The 18,094-nt window shown below is 68.4% G+C and carries 12 protein-coding genes; 3 read left to right on the forward strand and 9 right to left on the reverse strand.

What is annotated here, in order from left to right; genetic code table 11:
• The first annotated feature begins 375 nt into the window (after positions 1 to 375).
• The gene (locus E3O32_RS11220) at positions 376 to 1,734 is read left to right on the forward strand and encodes an MFS transporter (protein WP_134509550.1); all 1,359 of its coding nucleotides are present in this window, start codon (positions 376 to 378) and stop codon (positions 1,732 to 1,734) included.
• Between the two features lie 102 nt (positions 1,735 to 1,836).
• Here E3O32_RS11220 and E3O32_RS11225 read toward each other — a convergent pair whose 3' ends face one another.
• The 3 genes from E3O32_RS11225 to E3O32_RS11235 are packed head-to-tail and all read right to left on the reverse strand — an operon-like array spanning position 1,837 to position 4,434.
• On the reverse strand, positions 1,837 to 2,664 hold the full coding sequence (locus E3O32_RS11225) for an ABC transporter permease (protein ID WP_134509552.1): 828 nt from the start codon (positions 2,662 to 2,664) through the stop codon (positions 1,837 to 1,839).
• Positions 2,661 to 3,497 carry an ABC transporter permease gene (locus tag E3O32_RS11230; RefSeq protein WP_134509554.1) on the reverse strand — a complete coding sequence of 279 codons (837 nt, stop codon included), beginning with the start codon at positions 3,495 to 3,497 and terminating at the stop codon, positions 2,661 to 2,663. The genes E3O32_RS11225 and E3O32_RS11230 overlap by 4 nt, the downstream gene beginning before the upstream one ends.
• Before the next feature lie 10 nt (positions 3,498 to 3,507).
• Positions 3,508 to 4,434, reverse strand: coding sequence for an ABC transporter ATP-binding protein (locus E3O32_RS11235; RefSeq protein WP_134509556.1), 927 nt, complete (start codon positions 4,432 to 4,434; stop codon positions 3,508 to 3,510).
• A gap of 159 nt (positions 4,435 to 4,593) precedes the next feature.
• Between E3O32_RS11235 and E3O32_RS11240 the strand changes: the two genes are divergently transcribed.
• Entirely contained in the window at positions 4,594 to 6,510 is a 1,917-nt protein-coding gene (locus tag E3O32_RS11240; RefSeq protein ID WP_134509569.1) for an ABC transporter ATP-binding protein, read from the forward strand.
• Positions 6,511 to 6,564: 54 nt separating this feature from the next.
• Here the strand turns inward: E3O32_RS11240 and E3O32_RS11245 are convergent, their stop codons facing one another.
• The 6 genes from E3O32_RS11245 to E3O32_RS11270 all read right to left on the reverse strand — a co-directional run bounded on the left by E3O32_RS11245 (position 6,565) and on the right by E3O32_RS11270 (position 16,337).
• The gene (locus tag E3O32_RS11245; RefSeq protein ID WP_134509558.1) at positions 6,565 to 9,654 is read right to left on the reverse strand and encodes an alpha-mannosidase; all 3,090 of its coding nucleotides are present in this window, start codon (positions 9,652 to 9,654) and stop codon (positions 6,565 to 6,567) included.
• Between the two features lie 12 nt (positions 9,655 to 9,666).
• Positions 9,667 to 10,524, reverse strand: coding sequence for a carbohydrate ABC transporter permease (locus E3O32_RS11250; protein ID WP_134509560.1), 858 nt, complete (start codon positions 10,522 to 10,524; stop codon positions 9,667 to 9,669).
• Between the two features lie 4 nt (positions 10,525 to 10,528).
• Positions 10,529 to 11,524, reverse strand: coding sequence for a carbohydrate ABC transporter permease (locus E3O32_RS11255; RefSeq protein WP_134509562.1), 996 nt, complete (start codon positions 11,522 to 11,524; stop codon positions 10,529 to 10,531).
• A gap of 4 nt (positions 11,525 to 11,528) precedes the next feature.
• Positions 11,529 to 12,881 (reverse strand): extracellular solute-binding protein, encoded by a 1,353-nt coding sequence (locus tag E3O32_RS11260; RefSeq protein WP_134509564.1) that lies wholly within the window; start codon positions 12,879 to 12,881, stop codon positions 11,529 to 11,531.
• Positions 12,882 to 13,030: 149 nt separating this feature from the next.
• On the reverse strand, positions 13,031 to 14,233 hold the full coding sequence (locus E3O32_RS11265) for an ROK family protein (protein ID WP_134509570.1): 1,203 nt from the start codon (positions 14,231 to 14,233) through the stop codon (positions 13,031 to 13,033).
• A 253-nt stretch (positions 14,234 to 14,486) separates the two neighbouring features.
• A complete protein-coding gene (locus tag E3O32_RS11270) occupies positions 14,487 to 16,337 on the reverse strand; it encodes a phosphoenolpyruvate carboxykinase (GTP) (protein WP_134509566.1) in 1,851 nt (616 codons plus the stop codon).
• A gap of 134 nt (positions 16,338 to 16,471) precedes the next feature.
• Between E3O32_RS11270 and E3O32_RS11275 the strand changes: the two genes are divergently transcribed.
• Positions 16,472 to 17,914 carry a helix-turn-helix domain-containing protein gene (locus E3O32_RS11275; protein WP_134509568.1) on the forward strand — a complete coding sequence of 481 codons (1,443 nt, stop codon included), beginning with the start codon at positions 16,472 to 16,474 and terminating at the stop codon, positions 17,912 to 17,914.
• Positions 17,915 to 18,094: the final 180 nt, after the last annotated feature.

Raw genomic sequence — 18,094 nt, forward strand, 5'->3', positions numbered from 1 at the left:
CGGTAATGAAGGGCCATGAACCATTTTCTCAGACCCCTCAAACACGCCCAGGAACGACACGCCCTGCCGGTGGGCAGCCCCATAAAGCAACAGGCTCTGCACGGTGCGCCGCGTGCTCAAAGGTGCGCCGCGTGCTCAAAGGTGCGCCGCGAGGATCGACCGGTCATGGCCCGGCCCGCGGCGGCATCCGCAGAGATCGTTACCTGAGCGTTAGCCGGGGATTGGCTCCCGGTCGCCCCCGGACGTAGGGTGCACTGTGGCCGCCACAAGCGGTCACCTCATCGTGCGGCCCCTGGGGGGCAGCCGCCGGCGCCCGACCGGCGTCGCCTCTGCCGTCCGGGTTCCGCTTCGCGTCAATCCCGGAGCGACTCCTCAATGTCAGCACCCACCACGTCGACCCTCCCCGCCACCACGGCGGCACCCACGAACCCGCGCAGCCGGGTCGTGCTTGCCAGCCTCATCGGCACGACCATCGAGTTCTACGACTTCTACGTCTACGCCACGGCCGCCGTGCTCGTCTTCCCGCACCTGTTCTTCCCCACCGGCAACGAGACCACGGCGCTGCTCGCGTCGTTCGCGGTCTTCGGCGCCGCCATGGTGGCCCGCCCGATCGGCGCCCTCGTTTTCGGACACTTCGGCGACCGGAGGGGACGCAAGGCGACCCTGGTCGGCGCACTGCTGACCATGGGCATCGCCACCTTCCTGATCGGGCTGCTGCCCACCTTCGCCCAGGTCGGCTGGTTCGCCCCGCTGCTGCTCGTCGTGCTGCGGCTCGCCCAGGGCTTCGCGCTCGGCGGGGAGTGGAGCGGCGCCGCCCTGGTCGCGACCGAGAACGCGCCGGCCGGCAAACGTGCCTGGTACGGCACCTTCCCGCAGGTCGGCGCCCCGCTCGGCTTCATCATCGCGAACGGGCTGTTCCTCGCGATCGCCCTGGCCCTGCCGTCGACGGATCCGACCCGCCCTTCCGACGCGTTCCTCGAGTGGGCCTGGCGCATCCCGTTCCTGTTCTCCGCGGTGATGGTGATCGTCGGCCTCTGGGTGCGCCTGCGCCTGGTCGAGAGCGACGCGTTCACCAAGGTCGTCGCCACCAAGCGGGTGGAGAAGCTGCCCCTGGCCGCGGTGTTCAAGTCGAATTGGCGCGAACTGATCCTCGGCACCTTCATCATGCTGGCCACCTACGTGCTGTTCTACCTGATGACCACGTTCACGCTCGGCTACGGCCGGGCTGCGACGGATGCCCCGGTGCCCGGGCTCGGGTACAGCTACAACAGCTTCATCCTGATGATGATCGTCGGCGTGTTGTTCTTCGGGGCCTTCACCCTCGCCTCCGGACCGTGGGCCGACCGGCACGGCCGCCGCAAGACGCTCATCGTCGTCACCCTCGCGATCATCGGGTTCGGGCTGCTGTTCGTGCCGCTGCTCGGCGCCGGATTCTTCGGGGTGATGGTCTTCCTGATTCTCGGCTTCTCGCTGATGGGCATGACCTTCGGTCCGATGGGCGCGCTGCTGCCCGAGTTGTTCCCGACGAGCGTGCGCTACACCGGTTCGGCGTTCGCCTACAACATGAGCTCGATCCTGGGCGCGGCGGTGGCCCCGTTCATCGCCATCTGGCTCTGGACCCTCGGCGGGGGCAGCCCGTTCTGGGTCGGCGTCTACCTGTCGGTGATGGCGGTGCTCACGTTGGTCGCGCTGCTGCTCAGCCGCGAGACCCGCGACATCGACATCGAGGCCTGACCCGGCAGCAGCATCCGCTGGCTACTGTTGCCGAACCGGACGAGTGTTGCCGGTGTGTCGGTAACAGTTGTCCGAACGGGCAACAGTTGCGTCGGGCTGGAGTCAGTCGAGGAAGAGGGCTCGCAACCGTCGGGTGGTGAAGACCAGGCCGACGAGGATCATGGCCAGGTAGTAGAGCACATGCCAGAGCAGACCGGCGTCGACCTGCCCGGTGGTCAGGCCGCGCACGAGTTCGACGCCGTGCCAGAGCGGCAACGCCTGGATCAGGTACTGGATCGGCTGCGGGTACACGCTGAGCGGGTAGAACGTGGCCGAGAAGAGGAACATCGGCAGCATCACGAAGTTGACCCAGTCCATCTGCTGGAATGTCTTCAGGTAGCTGGTGATCGCCATCCCCACGCTCGCGAAGCCGAAGGCGATCAGCAGCACGGCGGGCAGCGCCAGCAACGCCCACCAGGACAGGTTCAGCCCGAGCACCTGCATGACCACCATGAACCCGGTCGCGTAGAGGCCGCCGCGCAGCAGCGCCAGGGAGATCTCGCCGAGCGCGACATCCAGCGGGCCGAGGGAGGTGGACAGCATCCCCTCGTAGAGTCTCGCGAACTGCATCTTGAAGAACACGTTCCAGGTGGAGTCGTAGATGGCGCCGTTCATCGCGGCGACGGCGAGCAGGGCCGGGGCGATGAACGCGGCGTAGGGCACCTCCTGGCCGGATGCCGTCGTGACGGTTCCGATCAGCGCACCGAGGCCGAGGCCCATCGAGAGCAGGTAGAAGATCGGCTCGAAGAACCCGCTCACCACGACCAGCCAGTTGGTGCTCCGCGTGGCCCGCCAGCCGCGGGCCATCACGCTGCGCGCGTTGCCGGCATAGAGGCCGCCGAACGGGCGCGCCGCCGGGGGCGCCGAGCGCACGTCGTCGACCTCGGTCATCTGTTCAGCCTCCTCGCGGCGACCCGGCGGGCCCAGGTCCAGCCGAGGCCGAGCAGCGCGGCCAGGTAGAGCACGTGCAGGGCGCTGAGCCAGATCGGCTCCTCCGCGCCGTAGGCGAACACCCGGGAGAGCTGGGTGCCGTGCCAGAGCGGCGAGATCCAGCCGATCCATTGCAGCCACCCCGGCAGCACGCTGAGCGGGAAGAAGGTGCCGGAGAACAGCGTCATCGGCAGGATGACGAACCGCATGACCATGGCCAGCTGCCCGGTGTCCTCGGTCAGGGTGGCGGTGTAGGCCATCAGCACGGCTCCGAAGCCGAGGCCGGTCAGCAGCGCGGCGAAGACGGCGAGGAAACCGGCCGGCGACGGGACCGCACCGAAGACGAGCATGAAGGCGTAGTAGATGCCGCAGGTGACCAGCATCCGTGCGGTCACCGAGATCACGATGCCGTTGATGATCTGGCCGGGCTCGATCGGGGCCGCGTTCATGCCGTAGAAGACGGGGTTCCATTTGAAGCCGAGCATGATCGGGTAGGTGAACTCCTCGCTGGCGACGGTGATCGCCGCGCTCGCGAGGAGGGCAGGGGCGACGAAGGCCAGGTAGCTGACGCCGGCGACGGCATCAGGTCCCAGGTTTGCGTCGACGAGGGTGGCCAGGCCGACCCCCATCGCGTAGAGGTAGATGACCGGGTTGCCGATCGCGGTCACGACCACCGTCTGCGCGTAGGAGCGCATCACCCGGAAGCGGTGCTCGGCCACATACCAGGACCCCCAGCGGCGCACCCGGCGGGTGGCCCGGATGGCGTCGTCGGCGGCGGTCTCGAGGGTGCTCATGCGCGGGTGCTCATTCGATCAGGGTCCGCCCGGTCAGCCGGAGGAAGACGTCTTCGAGGCTGGAGCGCCGCACCAGGCTGGTGATCGGCCGGAGCCCCGCATCGATGATGCGCACCAGCTCTGCCTCCCCGTTCTCGCTGTAGATCAGGATGCGGTCGGGCAGCACCTCGATCCGGTCGCCCATTCCGGCGATTCGCCCGGCGACCTCGGCGTTGAGGTCGGAGCCGAAGCGCACCTCCAGCACCTCCCGGGACGAGTACCGGCGGATCAGCTCGGCCGGCGCGCCCTCGGCCATGATCACGCCCTTGTCGACGACGACCAGGCGGTCGTAGAGCTGCTCCGCCTCGTCCATGTAGTGGGTGGTGAGCAGCAGGGTGGTGCCCTGCTCCTTGAGCCGGAACAGCCGGTCCCAGAGGATGTGCCTGGCCTGCGGATCGAGCCCGGTGGTCGGCTCGTCGAGAAGCAGGATGCTCGGGTCGTTGATCAGGGCCCGCGCGATGGTGAGGCGCCGCTTCATGCCCCCGGACAGGGCCTCCACCTTGGATTTCGCCTTGTCGGTCAGCTGCGCGAACTCGAGCAGCTCGTCGGCCCTGCGCGCCACCTGGGCGCGCGGCAGGCCGAAGTACCGGCCGTAGACGAGCAGGTTCTCCCGCACCCGCAGCTCGGTGTCGAGGTTGTCGGCCTGCGGCACGACGCCGAGGCGCGAGCGGATCTCCGGCCCGTGCCGGTCGGGGTCCATGCCGAGGATGCTCAGTGTGCCGGCGGTGCGCGTCGACACCGCGCCGACCATCCGCATGGTCGTCGACTTGCCGGCCCCGTTGGGCCCGAGCAGGCCGAACGCTTCTCCGGCGGCCACCTCGAAGGAGACGCCGTCGACGGCGGCGAATTCCTTGTATTTCTTGACGAGGTTCTCGGCGACAATCACAGGCTCCGGCACAGTTCCCCACACTAGACGGAACGACCGGCACCCGGCCGTTGCGGTTAAGCTCAATTGGTGAGCACCCCGAACAACGGCACGAATACCACCAGCGGCACCCCCGGACCCGGCACCCCCGGACCCGCCGCCCCGACCACCCGTCGGGCCCGCTTCGGCCGGATGGGCCGTCGCACCGGAGCCGCATCCGGGCCACGGGCCAAGTTCAGCCAGCTGCTCCCCTACCTCCTCGAGCACAAGCGTGTGCTCAGCGTCGTCATCGTGCTGAGCATCCTCGGCGCGCTGGCCAGCCTCGCCCAGCCGCTGCTGGTCAGCCAGGTCATCACGGTGGTGCAGAAGGACAAGCCGCTCGGCGCGCTCGTCTGGGGCCTGATCGGGCTCGTGGTGGTCTCCGGGCTGATCAGCGGCTACCAGCACTACCTGCTGCAGCGCACCGGCGAGGGCGTGGTGCTCTCCAGCCGCCGCAAACTGATCGGCCGGATGCTGCGCCTCCCGATCAGCGAATTCGACACCCGCCGCACCGGAGACCTCGTTTCCCGGGTCGGCTCGGACACCACCCTGCTGCGCGCGGTGCTCACCCAGGGACTCGTCGAGGCGATCGGCGGGTCGCTCACCTTCCTCGGCGCGCTGATCGCGATGCTCGTGATCGACCCGGTGCTGCTCGGCCTGACCGTGCTGGTGATCGCGGCATCCGTCGTCACCGTGACCCTGCTCTCGCAGCGGATCCGGGTGGCCAGCCTCGCAGCTCAAGTGAAGGTCGGCGACCTGGCGGCGAGCGTGGAGCGTGCCATCAGCGCGGTGCGCACGGTGCGGGCCTCGAACGCGACCGACCGGGAGATCGCCGCCGTGGAGGAGGACGCCGTCGGCGCGTGGAAGATGGGCATCCAGGTCGCGAAGATCTCCGCACTGGTCGTGCCGATCGCCGGGATCGCCATGCAGGTGTCGTTCCTCGTCGTGCTCGGCGTCGGCGGGTTCCGGGTGGCGAGCGGCACCATCACGGTCGCGAACCTGATCGCGTTCATCCTCTTCCTGTTCCTGATGATCGTGCCGCTCGGCCAGGCCTTCGGCGCGATCACCTCCGTCAACTCCGCGCTGGGCGCCCTCGGCCGGATCCAGGAGATCATCGACCTGCCCGCCGAGGACCAGTTCGACCGCGACATCGCCCCGCTGGCGATCACCGTGGGCGCCGCCAACGAGTCGGTGCGACCGGATGCCCCGGCGATCTCCTTCGAGGACGTGCACTTCGGCTACCAGGTGAGCGATGCCACCGGGCCGGTGACGGATGCCGGCGCCGGCCCTGCGGGCACCGCGCCCGGCACCGGCCCCGCGCCGACGCCTCTGCCGACCGCCGCCGACCTGTTCGCCCCTGACCAGCCGCCCACCCGCGCACTCGAGGTCAGACCGGTGCTCCGCGGGGTCTCCTTCACCGCCCCGCGCGGGCTGCGCACCGCCCTGGTCGGGCCGTCCGGCGCCGGGAAGAGCACGATCCTCGCCCTGATCGAGCGGTTCTACGACCCGAACGCCGGCGTTGTGCGCCTCGGCGGGCTGGACATCCGCACCCTGGACCGCACGGCCCTGCGCTCCCAGATCGGTTACGTCGAACAGGACGCTCCCGTGCTCGCCGGCTCACTGCGGGACAACCTCACCCTGGCCACGCCGGACGCGACCGACGAGGAATGCATCGCCGTGCTGCACGCCGTCAACCTCGGCGAGGTGCTCGACCGTGACCCGGCCGGGCTGGGCGCGGCGGTCGGCGAGTCCGGCGTCATGCTCTCCGGCGGCGAACGCCAGCGGCTCGCGATCGCGCGGGCGCTGCTCGCGGCGCCGCCGATCCTGCTGCTGGACGAGTCGACGTCGAGCCTCGACGGGGTCAACGAGCAGATGATGCGGGCCGCCATCGACGCCGTCGCGGTGAACCGCACCCTGATCGTGATCGCGCACCGGCTCTCGACCGTGGTCGACTCGGACCAGATCGTCGTGCTCGACCACGGCCAGGTCATCGGCACCGGCACCCACTCCGAGCTGGTCGCCTCGACCCCGCTCTACCGCGAGCTCGCCAAGCACCAGCTCCTCGTCTAACGCCCTCGCTCGTCCCGCTGTGTTCCCGCATGGTGCGGTTGATCGGCGCGCGGGTCAGCGGGCGAAGCGGAGGGTGACCAGCTGGAAGGGGCGCAGCTCGAGGAGCAGGGTGTCGCCCTCGGCCGCCAACGTGGCGCGGGGCTCCGCGAGCGGGCGTTCGAGCAGGTCCGTCTCGGTGACATCGGTCGCGTCGAAGCGACGGATGATCCGTGCGCGAGCCCGCGACCCGTGCGCCTCGTAGAGCCGCACCACGACATCCCCGCTGCGGTCCTCGGCGAGCTTGACGGCCTCGATCACGACCGCGGGGTTGTCGACCTCGAACAAAGGGTCGATCCCGTCGGCGGCGACCCCGTGCACGGTGCGCAGCGGCAGGTTCAGCCGGTATCCCTCGGCCACCGCGTCGCCGATGTCAGCCCCCACTCGCACTGACACGCGGAACTCATGCGCGCCCTGGTCGGACTCGGGGTCGGGGAAGAGCGGTGCCCGCAGCAAAGACAGGCGCACGGTGGTGGTCGTGCGCCCGGCGACATCCGCCGACCGGCCGATGTCATGGCCGTAGGTGGCGTCGTTGGCCACCGCGACGCCGTAACCGGCCTCACCGACGTGCACCCAGCGGTGCGCACAGGTCTCGAAGCGGGCCGCGTCCCAGGACGTGTTCACGTGCGTGGGTCGGAAGACGTGGCCGAACTGGATCTCGGAGGCCGCGCGTTCGGCGTGCAGGTCGAGCGGGAAGGCGAGCTTGAGCAGCTTCTGCCGCTCGTGCCAGTCGATGTCGAAGGCCAGATCGACCGATGGGGACCCGGCGGCCAGAGTGATCTCCTGGACCAGACGCGATGCGCCGAACGACCGCACCACGCGCACTCCGACCAGAGCCGGAGTGTCGACGAAGACCTCGACCGACTCCGTGCCGGTGAGCTCGGTGACGTTTCGCAGGTAGTGGTCGTCGAGGTCCCAGGCGTCCCACTGGGTGGGAGTGTCCCGGTGCAATTGGAGCAGGTTGCCGCGTCGGCCCTCCGGGACCAGCTCGCGGTCGGCGGCCAGGTCGCGCACCGAGGGGAACAGCCCGTCGGCGTCAACCGTGACGGCGACGAGGCCGTTGACCAGCACGATGCCCGCGGGCCTGCGCTCGATCGACGCTCCGGTGCCCGCCGAACGGGCACGACGGCCCAACCCTGTACTGGCCGTGGCACCGTTGCCGGCGCCGTCGTCCGGCGTTGAAACCGCGCCGAGAGCCGGGACGCCACCCAGCTCGTACGGGCCGGCGTTCAGCGTGAGCGACTGCTCGCCGGGGCCGGCGAGCGCCGTCACCGAGGTCCCGATCAGGCCGTTCAGCGTTCGGGCCACCTCCGCGTAGTTGCGTTCGGCCTCGCGGTGCACCCAGGCAATGGACGTGCCGGGCAGGATGTCGTGGAACTGCTGCAGCAGCACCGTGCGCCAAGTCTCCTCCAGCGTGTCATACGGGTACTCGGCGGCCCCCCGCACGGCGGCGGCGGTCGCCCAGAGTTCGGCCTCCCGCAGCAGGTGCTCGCTGCGGCGGTTGCCCCGCTTGGTGCGCGCCTGCGATGTGTAGGTGCCGCGATGGAACTCGAGGTAGAGTTCCCCGGACCACACGGGCGGGTCCGGATACTCGGCCTCCGCGGTTTCGAAGAAGCGTCGCGGGGTGGACAGTTCCACCCGCGGCGAGCCCTCCAGCGAACGGGTGCGATGGGCGGCGGCGATCATTTCCCCCGTTGGACCGCCGCCACCGTCCCCCCACCCGAATGGCACCAGCGACGTGTTGGCCGTCCCCTTTTCGGCATACTGACGCTCCGCTAATGCCAGCTCCTCCCCGGACAACTCCGCGTTATACGTGTCGACCGGGGGGAAGTGTGTGAAAATCCGGGTACCGTCGATCCCTTCCCAACGGAAGGTGTGGTGCGGCATCCGGTTTGTTTCGTTCCAGGAGATCTTTTGGGTCAGAAACCAGCGGGAACCGGCGGCCGCCACGATCTGCGGCAGCGCCGCCGAATAGCCGAACGAGTCGGGCAACCAGACCTCGAGCGGCTCGACGCCGAATTCCTCCATGAAGAACCGTTTGCCGGCCACGAACTGGCGGGCGAGTGCCTCCCCGCCGGGCATGTTCGTGTCGGACTCCACCCACATCCCGCCGACCGGAACGAAACTGCCCGCGGTGATGGCTGCCCTCACCCGTCCGAAGAGCTCCGGGTAGGACTCCTTGAGCCAGGCGTACTGCTGGGCGGATGAGGCCGCGAACGCGAAGTCCTCGTTCTGCTCGATCAGGTGCAGCACGTTGGAGAAGGTGCGCGCCACCTTGCGGACAGTCTCTCTGACCGGCCAGAGCCAGGCGCTGTCGATGTGCGCATGACCGACCGCGTGCAGGCGGTGCGAGCTCGCGTTGGCAGGGCTGGCGAGCACCCCGGCCAGGGCCTCGCGGCCGGCGGATGCCGTGCCGGCCACGTCGTGCGGGTCCATGGTGTCGATGCAGCGCTCGAGCGCTCGCAGGATCTCCGCGCGCCTGGGCTGGGACGTCGGCAGTTCACGCAGCAACCCCTCGAGGGTCCAGAAGTCCGCCACGAGTTCCCACACGGTCTGGTCTCGCAGGGCCAGGTCGACGCGGCGCAGCCGGTAGATCGGATCGGTCCCGGCGGTGGCCAGGTCGCCGCGCTCGGTCGGAACGAAGGTCCAGTTCGCCGTGACATCCGGGTTCGACGCGGCCTCGATGTAGAAGTCGACCCTCTCCCCCGGTCCGGCCTTCACGGGCACGGCCTGGTTTCGGGGTTCGATCGCCTTGAGGACGACCCCATCGGGCGACCAGGCCAGTCCCTCAGCCTGGAAACCGGGCGCCGTCGAACTGAACCCCAGGTCGACGACGGCCTCCGGCCTTAGCAGCGCACCCGTGGGCCAGTCGACCGGGACGGTCCCGGTTACGTGGAGCCAGGTGGTGCCCCACGGGCACCCCCAGGCCCGACCGGTCTCGAACGGTTCAAACGGCTCGAGGATGGCATCGGCGAAGGGAACGGGTTCGCCGGGGGCTTCCCAGATCTCGATCGTCAGTGGGACGGATTCCCGGTAGATCGCGGGGCGCAACCGCTCGGCGACAAACCGGCTGATCCGCTGCTGTACACGTGAACTGTCGTCATGCATGGTGACCGGCTCCTAACCTTTGATCGCGCCGGAGAGGGTGAATGATGCGCCCATGCCCCGGGACACCAGGGCGTAGAGCAGGATCACCGGCACGGAATATAACACGGAAAATGCAGCGAGCTGCCCGTAGGCAATCGCCCCGTACTGACCGAAGAAACTGTAGATGCTCACCGCGGCCGGTTGTTTGCTCGGCGAGAGCAGCAGCACGAACGGTACAAAGAAGTTTCCCCACGCCTGAATGAACACGAAGATGAAGACCACGCCGAGTCCCGGTCGCATCAGCGGCACCACCACGCGACGAAGGGCGGTCATGGCGCTCGCCCCGTCGACCCAGGCGGCCTCTTCGAGGCTGATCGGCACGGAGTCCATGAAGTTCTTGGTCATCCAGATCGCCATCGGCAGCGAGGTTGCCGCCATGAAGAAGATCGTCGCCGGCATCGAGTCGATCAGGTTGAGCCGGACGAACAGGCTGTAGACGGGCACCATGATCGCCGTGATCGGCAGGCAGGTACCGAACAGGATCGCGTACATGAACGGCTTGTTGAACCTCATCGTGTAGCGCGAGAGCGGATACGCGGCGAGCACGGCGGCCACCACCGTCGCGACAGCGGCTCCCCCGGAGAGCAGCAGGCTGTTCCAGAGCGGCAGGAAGGTCAGCCCGGGCGTCAGCACCGCGGCGTAGTTGGCGAATGACGGATTCGCCGGGATCTGGGTCCGGTAGCTGGCGTCCGGATCGAGCGAGGCGAGTATCAGCCAGGCCAGGGGCAGCAGGAAGCACAGGGCGATCACGATCAGGATCCCGTTGGAGAGCGCGGTTGCCGTCGCCTTCCGAGGAGACGCGACGGAGGCTGCGACGGTCGCAACAGACATCCGTTTACCCCTTTCCCGGTCGAGAGGCGCGGATGTACACGACGGAGAAGGCCGCGCCGATCAGCAGCATCACGGTGGCGATCGCGGTTCCGTAGCCGATGTCGCTGAACCGGAAGGCCTCCTGGAAGGCCATCACCGGCAGTGTCGTGCTCTGGTTTCCGGGGCCGCCGGCGGTCATCACCCAGATCAGCGTGAACACCGACAGGGTCTGCAGGGTGATGAGCATGAGGTTGGTCGTGATGCTGCTCTTGATCATCGGGATCGTGATCAGCACGAGTCGTTTCGTGCCGCCGGCGCCATCGATCATGGCGGCCTCCGTGATTTCGATCGGCACGTCGTTGAGCGCGGCTCGGTAGACCATCATCGAGAACGCGGTGCCCCGCCACACGTTGGCCAGGATGATGGCGAGCATCGGGAGGCTGAACAGCCAGTTCGGGCCGGTCATCCCGAACGCGGACAGAACCTGGTTGAGCGTGCCGTCCTTGCTGAAATAGGCGTAGGCGACGAAGGCGGCCACGATCTCGGGCAATACCCAGGCGGCCACGACCGTGAGGCCGACCAGGCTGCCGACGACCCGGTTGGCCCGGTTCATCAGAAGCGCGATGCCCAGGCCGAGGAAATTCTGCCCGATGATGGCGGACGCGACCACGAACACAACGGTCAGCCACAGCGCGAGCGGGAAGACGGGGTCCTGGAACAGCGTGATGTAGTTGTCGAGCCCGACCCATTGGGGGTTCCGGGCTTCCCTGCCGGTCAGCGCCGCATTGGTGAATGAGCCGTAGAACGACCACGCCACCGGCCCCGCGAGAAAGACCAGGAGCAGCAGCACAGCGGGCACGAGCGGCAACAGGCGGGCGGCCGTTCGCGCCCGCGTGCCGAGGGGCCCTCGGCGCCGGGACCCGCCTTCGGTCGATTCCGGGCGCCCGGGAGAACCGGAGCCAACGGGCTCTGGTTCTCCCGGGTTCGAGCCCCGGGTCGGCGCGGTCTGTTCGGCCTTCATCGTTCTACTTGGTGACCTTGTCCGCTCCAACGATTGCCTCGACGGCCTTGTCGTAGGCGACGGATGCCTCGTCGACGCTCATCTGCCCGGTGATCACCGCTTCGGTCGCCGCCTGCACTTCGGCGGAGATCTTCGGGTAGTCGGAGGTCGCCGGGCGGTAGTGCGTCACGGAGACGAGGTCGGTCACGGCCGCCACGAACGGGTTCGCCGCGAGGTAGGTCGGGTCCGCGGCGACATCCGTTCGCACCGCGATCTGCGAGTTGTTGATGTCGTACCAGAGCGAATTCTCCTTGTTGAGTGCGAGGCTGAGAAACTCGAATGCGAGGTCGGCGTTCTTCGTTTTCGCGCCGACGGCCAGGGTCCAGCCGCCGGACATACTCACACCGTGCGGGGCGTCACCGTTCTGGGTGGGGAAGGCCGCGACGCCCATGTCGGTCACGTAGGCCGGCCATTCGTAGGAGCCGCCCTTCTGCCAGAACGACGGCGTGTAGGAGCCTTCGACGGTGCCGCCGAGCTGGCCCTTCGGGAACAACTCACCGAACACCTTCTTCCACACGTTCGGGTCGAGTGCGTCGGACGGGTCGACGGCGAGCTTCTCCGAGTAGAGCGTGTCCAGGAAGGTCAGCGAATCCTTGAACCCTTTCGAGCCCACGACCCATTTCTGGTCGTTCTCGTTGTAGAGCGAGTCTCCTGTGCCGTAGAGAAGCTCGTAAAAGCTTTGCATGACCGTTCCCTCGCCGGTGCCCTTGCCGGCGTACATGTTGAACGGCACGACGCCGGGCTGGGTGGCCTGGATCTTGCGAGCAGCAGTCAGGATGTCGTCCCAGGTTTCGGGCTGCCACGGCACGGCGATGCCGGCCTTGGTGAAGACAGGCTTGCCGTACCAGATGCCGCGCGTGTCCGTGCCGAGCGGGACGGCGTAGGTGCTGCCGTCGTCGCCCATCCCCGCGCCCTTGGCTCCCTCGTTGAACTTGGACCAGTCAGCCCAGCCGTCGAGGTGCCCGTCGAGGTTGAGGAGGTAGCCGGCGTCGATGTCCGAACGCAGGCGGAAGGTGTCCTCATAGAAGACGTCGGGGGCGGTATCCGCCGACTGCTGGGAGAGCGCGAGCTTGGTGGAATAGTCGTCATCATTGGCCTGGATCGGCTGCAGGTTGACCGTCACGCCCTTGTGCGCCGCTTCGAACTCGGGCTTGATCTTCTTGAAGAGCGTATCGAGGGCAGTGAACGAATCGGTCTTCTCGTAGACGATTTTCAAGGTCTTGGTGTCGCTCCCCGCGTCGGCGGCCGAGCAGCCGGCCAGTGCGATCATCGAGGTGGCCATCAACACGGACACGGCGAGTTTTGTGTTGCGATGCATGGTGCTCCTTTGCTCCATCAGTTGCCCCCCACGGACGGTCGCCGGTCCGATGACCGGCTGTGGCAAACCCAATACTAAATCGAATGGATAAACTCCTCAACCCTTCGGGCGCGCCCATACCCCAGCGTTATACAGCTGTTACCCGGCGTTCAGTGGGCCAGGAGCAGGCGGGCCGCGCGGGGGGCCAGAGCGTGGTCCAGCACCAGACAGGCAGCGCCGATGGCACCCACGTCCTCGCCGACGCCGGTGCCGACGACCTCGACCCGGTGGATGCTCCGAGCCACGGTGAGCTCATCGAGGAGGGAAGGGATGCGGCCGAGGTAGACCTCGCGGAGCCGCGCCCAGTACGGGCCGCCGAAGACGACCCGGTCGACGTCGAGGAGGTTGGTGATGACCGAGGCGGCCCTGGCGACGCGCATCGCCGAACGATCCAGGATCTCCGCGGCGACGGAATTGCGGCGCGCGGCCAGCGCGCAAAGCGCCGAGAACTGCTCGTCCACGGCGTGGGGGCCGTTCTGCACCCGGGTGTCGGCGAGAACACCCAGCTCCTCGGCTTCGAGAACGAGACTCTGCGGGGTGATGGTGACGGCGATGCATCCGCGGAGACCGCACACACAGAGCGGTCCCCCGGGGTCGGCGATCACGTGCCCGATCTCGCCGGCATTGTGCGAACGCCCGCGCACGACCTCGTTGTCGACGACGAGGCCGGCGCCAATCCCTGTGCCGAGGTAGAAGAAAACGAAACTTCCCGACCCGCTCGGGCCGCCGGCCCACGTCTCGGCGATGGCGGCCGCGGTGACATCCTTGTCGACGATCACCGAGAACCCGGTGGTTCGCGCGAGGGCGTCGCGGAGGGGCACCCGGTGCCAGCCGTGCAGGTGCGGCGGATCGACGACGGTGCCGCGCTCCGGGTCGATGGGTCCGGGCGTGGCGACCCCGAGCCCGGCGATCTTCTGCCGATCCACACCCGACTCCAGGATCAGTCGCTCGATCTCGCCGGAGATCGCCGTGATGATCCGGTTCGGGTCACCGGCCACCGGTGTTCTCTTGCGGGAGCGGACCAGGACAGTTCCGATCAGGTCCAGGATCGCAAAGGTCATCACGGCCGGATCGAGATGCACGCCGATCGCGTAGACAGCGTTCGGGTTCAGCCGCAGAATCGTGCGCGGCTTCCCCGCCCCGCCGCTCGCCTTGCCGGCCTCGACCACCATCTGCTGGTCGATCAGCTTGCGGCAAATGTTGGAGACCGTCTGGGCCGAGAGCCCGGTTGAGTGCCCGAGTTCCACCCGGCTGAGCCCCGTGCGTGAGCGACGGATCGAGTCGAGCACAACGGATCGGTTGAAATCGCCCATCCGGGGCAGGTTTGTTCCCCGCCGCGCCTGGGGTTCGACGTCACTGTCCACGGGTTCACCTCATGTTCGCTCATGCGTGTGGTGAATTGAATCCTATGGGCAGCCGCGCCGGCGCCCCGTCGCGAGTGGCGCGGGCCGACACCCCGCGAGAGCGCAGTTCTGGCCCCCACAGCGATGCTGAGAGGGCCAAAAGTGCGCGTTCCCGCATCCCGGCGGAGGCGGTTGCGGGGCGGGCGGGGAGGACCGGGCGCGGTTAGCCGCGGAGGTTGTAGCGCACGCTGGCGAGCTCGGCCTGGAGGGCCGGCGGCACGCGGTCGCCGAACTGGGCGAAGTACTCCTCGGTGAGGTCGCACTCGGCCAGCCAGGACGCGTGGTCGATGTGGAAGAGCTGCTCCACCGCATCCTCGGACAGGTCCAGGCCGTCCAGGTCCAGGCCGCCGGGGGCGGGGAGGCGCCCGATCGGAGTGTCGACGGCCGGCGCCTTGCCTTCGATCCGGCGCACGATCCACTCGATCACGCGCGAGTTCTCGCCGAAACCGGGCCAGAGGAAGCTGCCGTCGTGGCCCTTGCGGAACCAGTTCACCTGGAAGATCGCCGGCGCCTTGGCGCCGAGACCCCTGCCGACCGAGAGCCAGTGCGCCCAGTAGTCGGCCATGTTGTAGCCGCAGAACGGGAGCATTGCGAACGGGTCGCGGCGCAGCTCGCCGACGATGCCCTCCGCGGCGGCGGTCTTCTCCGAGGCGATGGTGGCTCCCATGAACACGCCGTGCTTCCAGCTGCGCGCCTGGGCGACGAGCGGCACGTTGGTGGCGCGGCGGCCGCCGAAGAGGATGGCGTCGATCGGCACGCCGCCGAACGCCTCCCAGTCGTCGGAGATCGACGGGCATTGGGCCGCGGCGACGGTGAACCGGGAGTTGGGGTGCGCGGCCGGAGTGCTCGAGGCGGGCGTCCAGTCGTTGCCCTCCCAGTCGATCAGGTGGCTCGGCGGCGTCTCGGTGAGGCCTTCCCACCAGACGTCTCCGTCGTCACGCAGTGCGACGTTCGTGAAGATGGTGTTGCCCCAGACGGTGGCGACGGCGGTCGGGTTGGTGACCTCGCCGGTGCCGGGGGCGACGCCGAAGAAGCCGGCCTCCGGGTTGATCGCCCACAGGCGCCCGTCGGTGCCGGGGCGCAGCCAGGCGATGTCGTCACCGATGGTCTCGACCTTCCAGCCGGGGATGGTCGGGCGCAGCATCGACAGGTTGGTCTTACCGCAGGCCGACGGGAACGCGGCGGCCAGGTGGGAGACGCCGCCCTCGGGGGAGGTGACCTTGATCAGGAGCATGTGCTCGGCGAGCCAGCCCTCATCGCGGGCCATCACCGAGGCGATCCGCAGCGCGAAGGACTTCTTGGAGAGCAGCGCGTTGCCCCCGTAGCCGGAGCCGAAGGACCAGACCTCGCGGGTCTCTGGGAACTGCACGATGTACTTGGTGTCGTTGCAGGGCCATTCGACGTCGGCGCGGTGGTGTCCCTCGGCGTCGACCAGCGGGTAACCCACGCTGTGCAGGGTGTGCACCCAGCTCGCGCCGGCCTCGATCAGGCGCAGCACCTGCACGCCCATCCGGGTCATGATGCCCATGTTGAGCACGACGTAGGGCGAGTCGGTGATCTCCACCCCGAGCTGCGAGATGGGGCCGCCGAGCGGGCCCATCGAGAACGGCACGACGTACATGGTGCGACCGCGCATGCTGCCGGCGAAGACCTCGGTCAGCTCGGCGCGCATCGCCCCCGGGTCGGCCCAGTTGTTGGTGGGGCCGGCATCCTCCGGGTCGGTCGAGCAGATGAAGGTGCGGTCCTCGACCCGGGCGACGTCGGACGGGCTGGTGCGGGCGAGGTAGCTGTTGGGGCGCCACTCCGGGTTCAGCCGGATGAGCTTGCCCTCGGTGACGAGCTGCTTGGCGAGGGCGTCGGCCTCGCGCAGGGAGCCGTCGCACCAGACGATCGCGTCGGGCTGGGTCAACCGGGCGATTTCGTCCACCCAGGCCTGGAGGTTGGGGTCGGTGGTTCCAGCGGCGTTGCGGGACTCGCCCCCGCCGGTCTGAACTGAGACATTCGCGATGGTCATCTCCTGGCCTTTCGTCTTCGATCGGGTGCATCGGATGGGTAACTTTGCCCGCTAAATCAAGAATGCGCCTGTTTCCCGCATTCCGTGGGCATTCTTTCCGTTAAGAATCGCGATTCTTTCGGTAATGTTAAGGAATGCCCACACGTGCCTCCGATCTCGTCACCCTCGGCCTGCGCATCCGTCATTTCCGCGGCGAGAGCGGCCTCACCCTCGACCAGCTCGGCGATCGGGTCGGCCTTGCCGGCAGCCAGCTCTCCCTGATCGAGAACGGACGGCGCGAGCCCAAGCTGTCGACGCTGCAGGATGTCGCCACCGCCCTGGCCGTGCCCATCACCGAACTGCTCAGCGGCGAGGCTCCCAACACGCGGGCGGCCCTGGAGATCGAGCTCGCCCGGGCACAGAAGAACCCGCTCTACGGCGCCCTCGGCCTGCCGACGGTGAAGGTGACCAAGGGCATGCCGCTCGCGGCGCTCGAATCCCTGCTCGGCCTGCACCGGGAACTCGCCCGCCGGGCCAGCGAGGCCATCGCCACGCCGGAGGAGGCGCGGCGGGCGAACACCGAGCTGCGCGAGCTCATGCGCGAGCAGGACAACTACATGCCCGACATCGAGCAGCTCGCCGAGGACCAGGTGCGGGCATCCGGTCACGTGTCGGGCGCGCTCACCCACCGCGAGGTGAGCGTGATGGCCGAGCAGCTCGGCTTCAACCTGATCTACGTGAACGACCTGCCCAACTCGACCCGGTCGGTGACCGACCTGGTCAACCACCGCATCTACCTGCCGCCGGCGTCGATCCCCGGCGGGCACGGGCTGCGCTCGATGGCGTTGCAGGCGATGGGGCACCGGCTGCTCGGCCACGAACGCCCGGACAGCTACGCCGAGTTCCTCTGGCAGAGGCTGCAGATCAACTATTTCGCGGCGGCCTGCCTGATGCCCCGGAACGCCTCGGTGGCGTTCCTCGCCAACGCGAAGCGGGAGCGCGAGCTCTCGGTCGAGGATTTCCGCGACGCGTTCGGGGTGACGCACGAGGCCGCCGCCCTGCGCCTGACCAACCTGGCCACCTCCCACCTGGAGATGCCGCTGCATTTCCTGCGGGTCACCGGTGACGGCGCCCTGCAGAAGGGCTACGAGAACGACGGACTGCCGCTGCCGGTGGATGTGACCGGGTCGATCGAGGGCCAGTACGTCTGCAAGCAGTGGAGCGCCCGCAGCGCCTTCACCCACACCAACCGCACGACCGAGTTCTACCAGTACACCGACACCCCGGTCGGCACGTTCTGGTCGGCCACCCAGACGGGTGTGGCGGATGGCGGCGAGTTCTCGATCAGCGTGGGGGTGCCGTTCGCGCAGGCGAAGTGGTTCCGCGGCCGGGAGACCACCCAGCGGGCCGTGTCCCGCTGCCCCGACGAGTCCTGCTGCCGCCGCCCGGCGTCGGAGGTCTCCTCCCGCTGGGCCGGCAAGGCCTGGCCGAGCGCCCGGTTGCACGCGCACGTGCTCTCCCCGCTGCCGAGCGGCACCTTCCCCGGCGTCGACGACACCGAGGTCTACGAGTTCCTGGAGGCGCACGCCTCGGAGTAGCACGCGGCGGCGGCCCCGAAGGTGCCGCCGCCGCGCCGTGTATCAACTCAGTCGTGTGTCAACTCAGAAGACCCCGCTCACGTCGTCGAAGAAGTACGTGCGGTCGGACGGCATCGGTGCGTAGCCGCCGGCGCCGACGAAGTAGTCGAAGAAGACGCTCACCTTGTTGTAGGTGCTGGC

The organism is Cryobacterium mannosilyticum (assembly GCF_004402705.1).
GTDB lineage: Bacteria > Actinomycetota > Actinomycetes > Actinomycetales > Microbacteriaceae > Cryobacterium > Cryobacterium mannosilyticum.

Coding starts and splice junctions, on each gene's coding strand:
- E3O32_RS11270 (WP_134509566.1), bottom strand. CDS start 16,337: ATGACCATCGCGAATGTCTCAGTTCAGACCGGCGGGGGCGAGTCCCGC.
- E3O32_RS11240 (WP_134509569.1), top strand. CDS start 4,594: ATGGGCCGTCGCACCGGAGCCGCATCCGGGCCACGGGCCAAGTTCAGC.
- E3O32_RS11260 (WP_134509564.1), bottom strand. CDS start 12,881: ATGCATCGCAACACAAAACTCGCCGTGTCCGTGTTGATGGCCACCTCG.
- E3O32_RS11225 (WP_134509552.1), bottom strand. CDS start 2,664: ATGACCGAGGTCGACGACGTGCGCTCGGCGCCCCCGGCGGCGCGCCCG.
- E3O32_RS11275 (WP_134509568.1), top strand. CDS start 16,472: ATGCCCACACGTGCCTCCGATCTCGTCACCCTCGGCCTGCGCATCCGT.
- E3O32_RS11245 (WP_134509558.1), bottom strand. CDS start 9,654: ATGCATGACGACAGTTCACGTGTACAGCAGCGGATCAGCCGGTTTGTC.
- E3O32_RS11220 (WP_134509550.1), top strand. CDS start 376: ATGTCAGCACCCACCACGTCGACCCTCCCCGCCACCACGGCGGCACCC.
- E3O32_RS11230 (WP_134509554.1), bottom strand. CDS start 3,497: ATGAGCACCCTCGAGACCGCCGCCGACGACGCCATCCGGGCCACCCGC.
- E3O32_RS11255 (WP_134509562.1), bottom strand. CDS start 11,524: ATGAAGGCCGAACAGACCGCGCCGACCCGGGGCTCGAACCCGGGAGAA.
- E3O32_RS11265 (WP_134509570.1), bottom strand. CDS start 14,233: ATGGGCGATTTCAACCGATCCGTTGTGCTCGACTCGATCCGTCGCTCA.
- E3O32_RS11250 (WP_134509560.1), bottom strand. CDS start 10,524: ATGTCTGTTGCGACCGTCGCAGCCTCCGTCGCGTCTCCTCGGAAGGCG.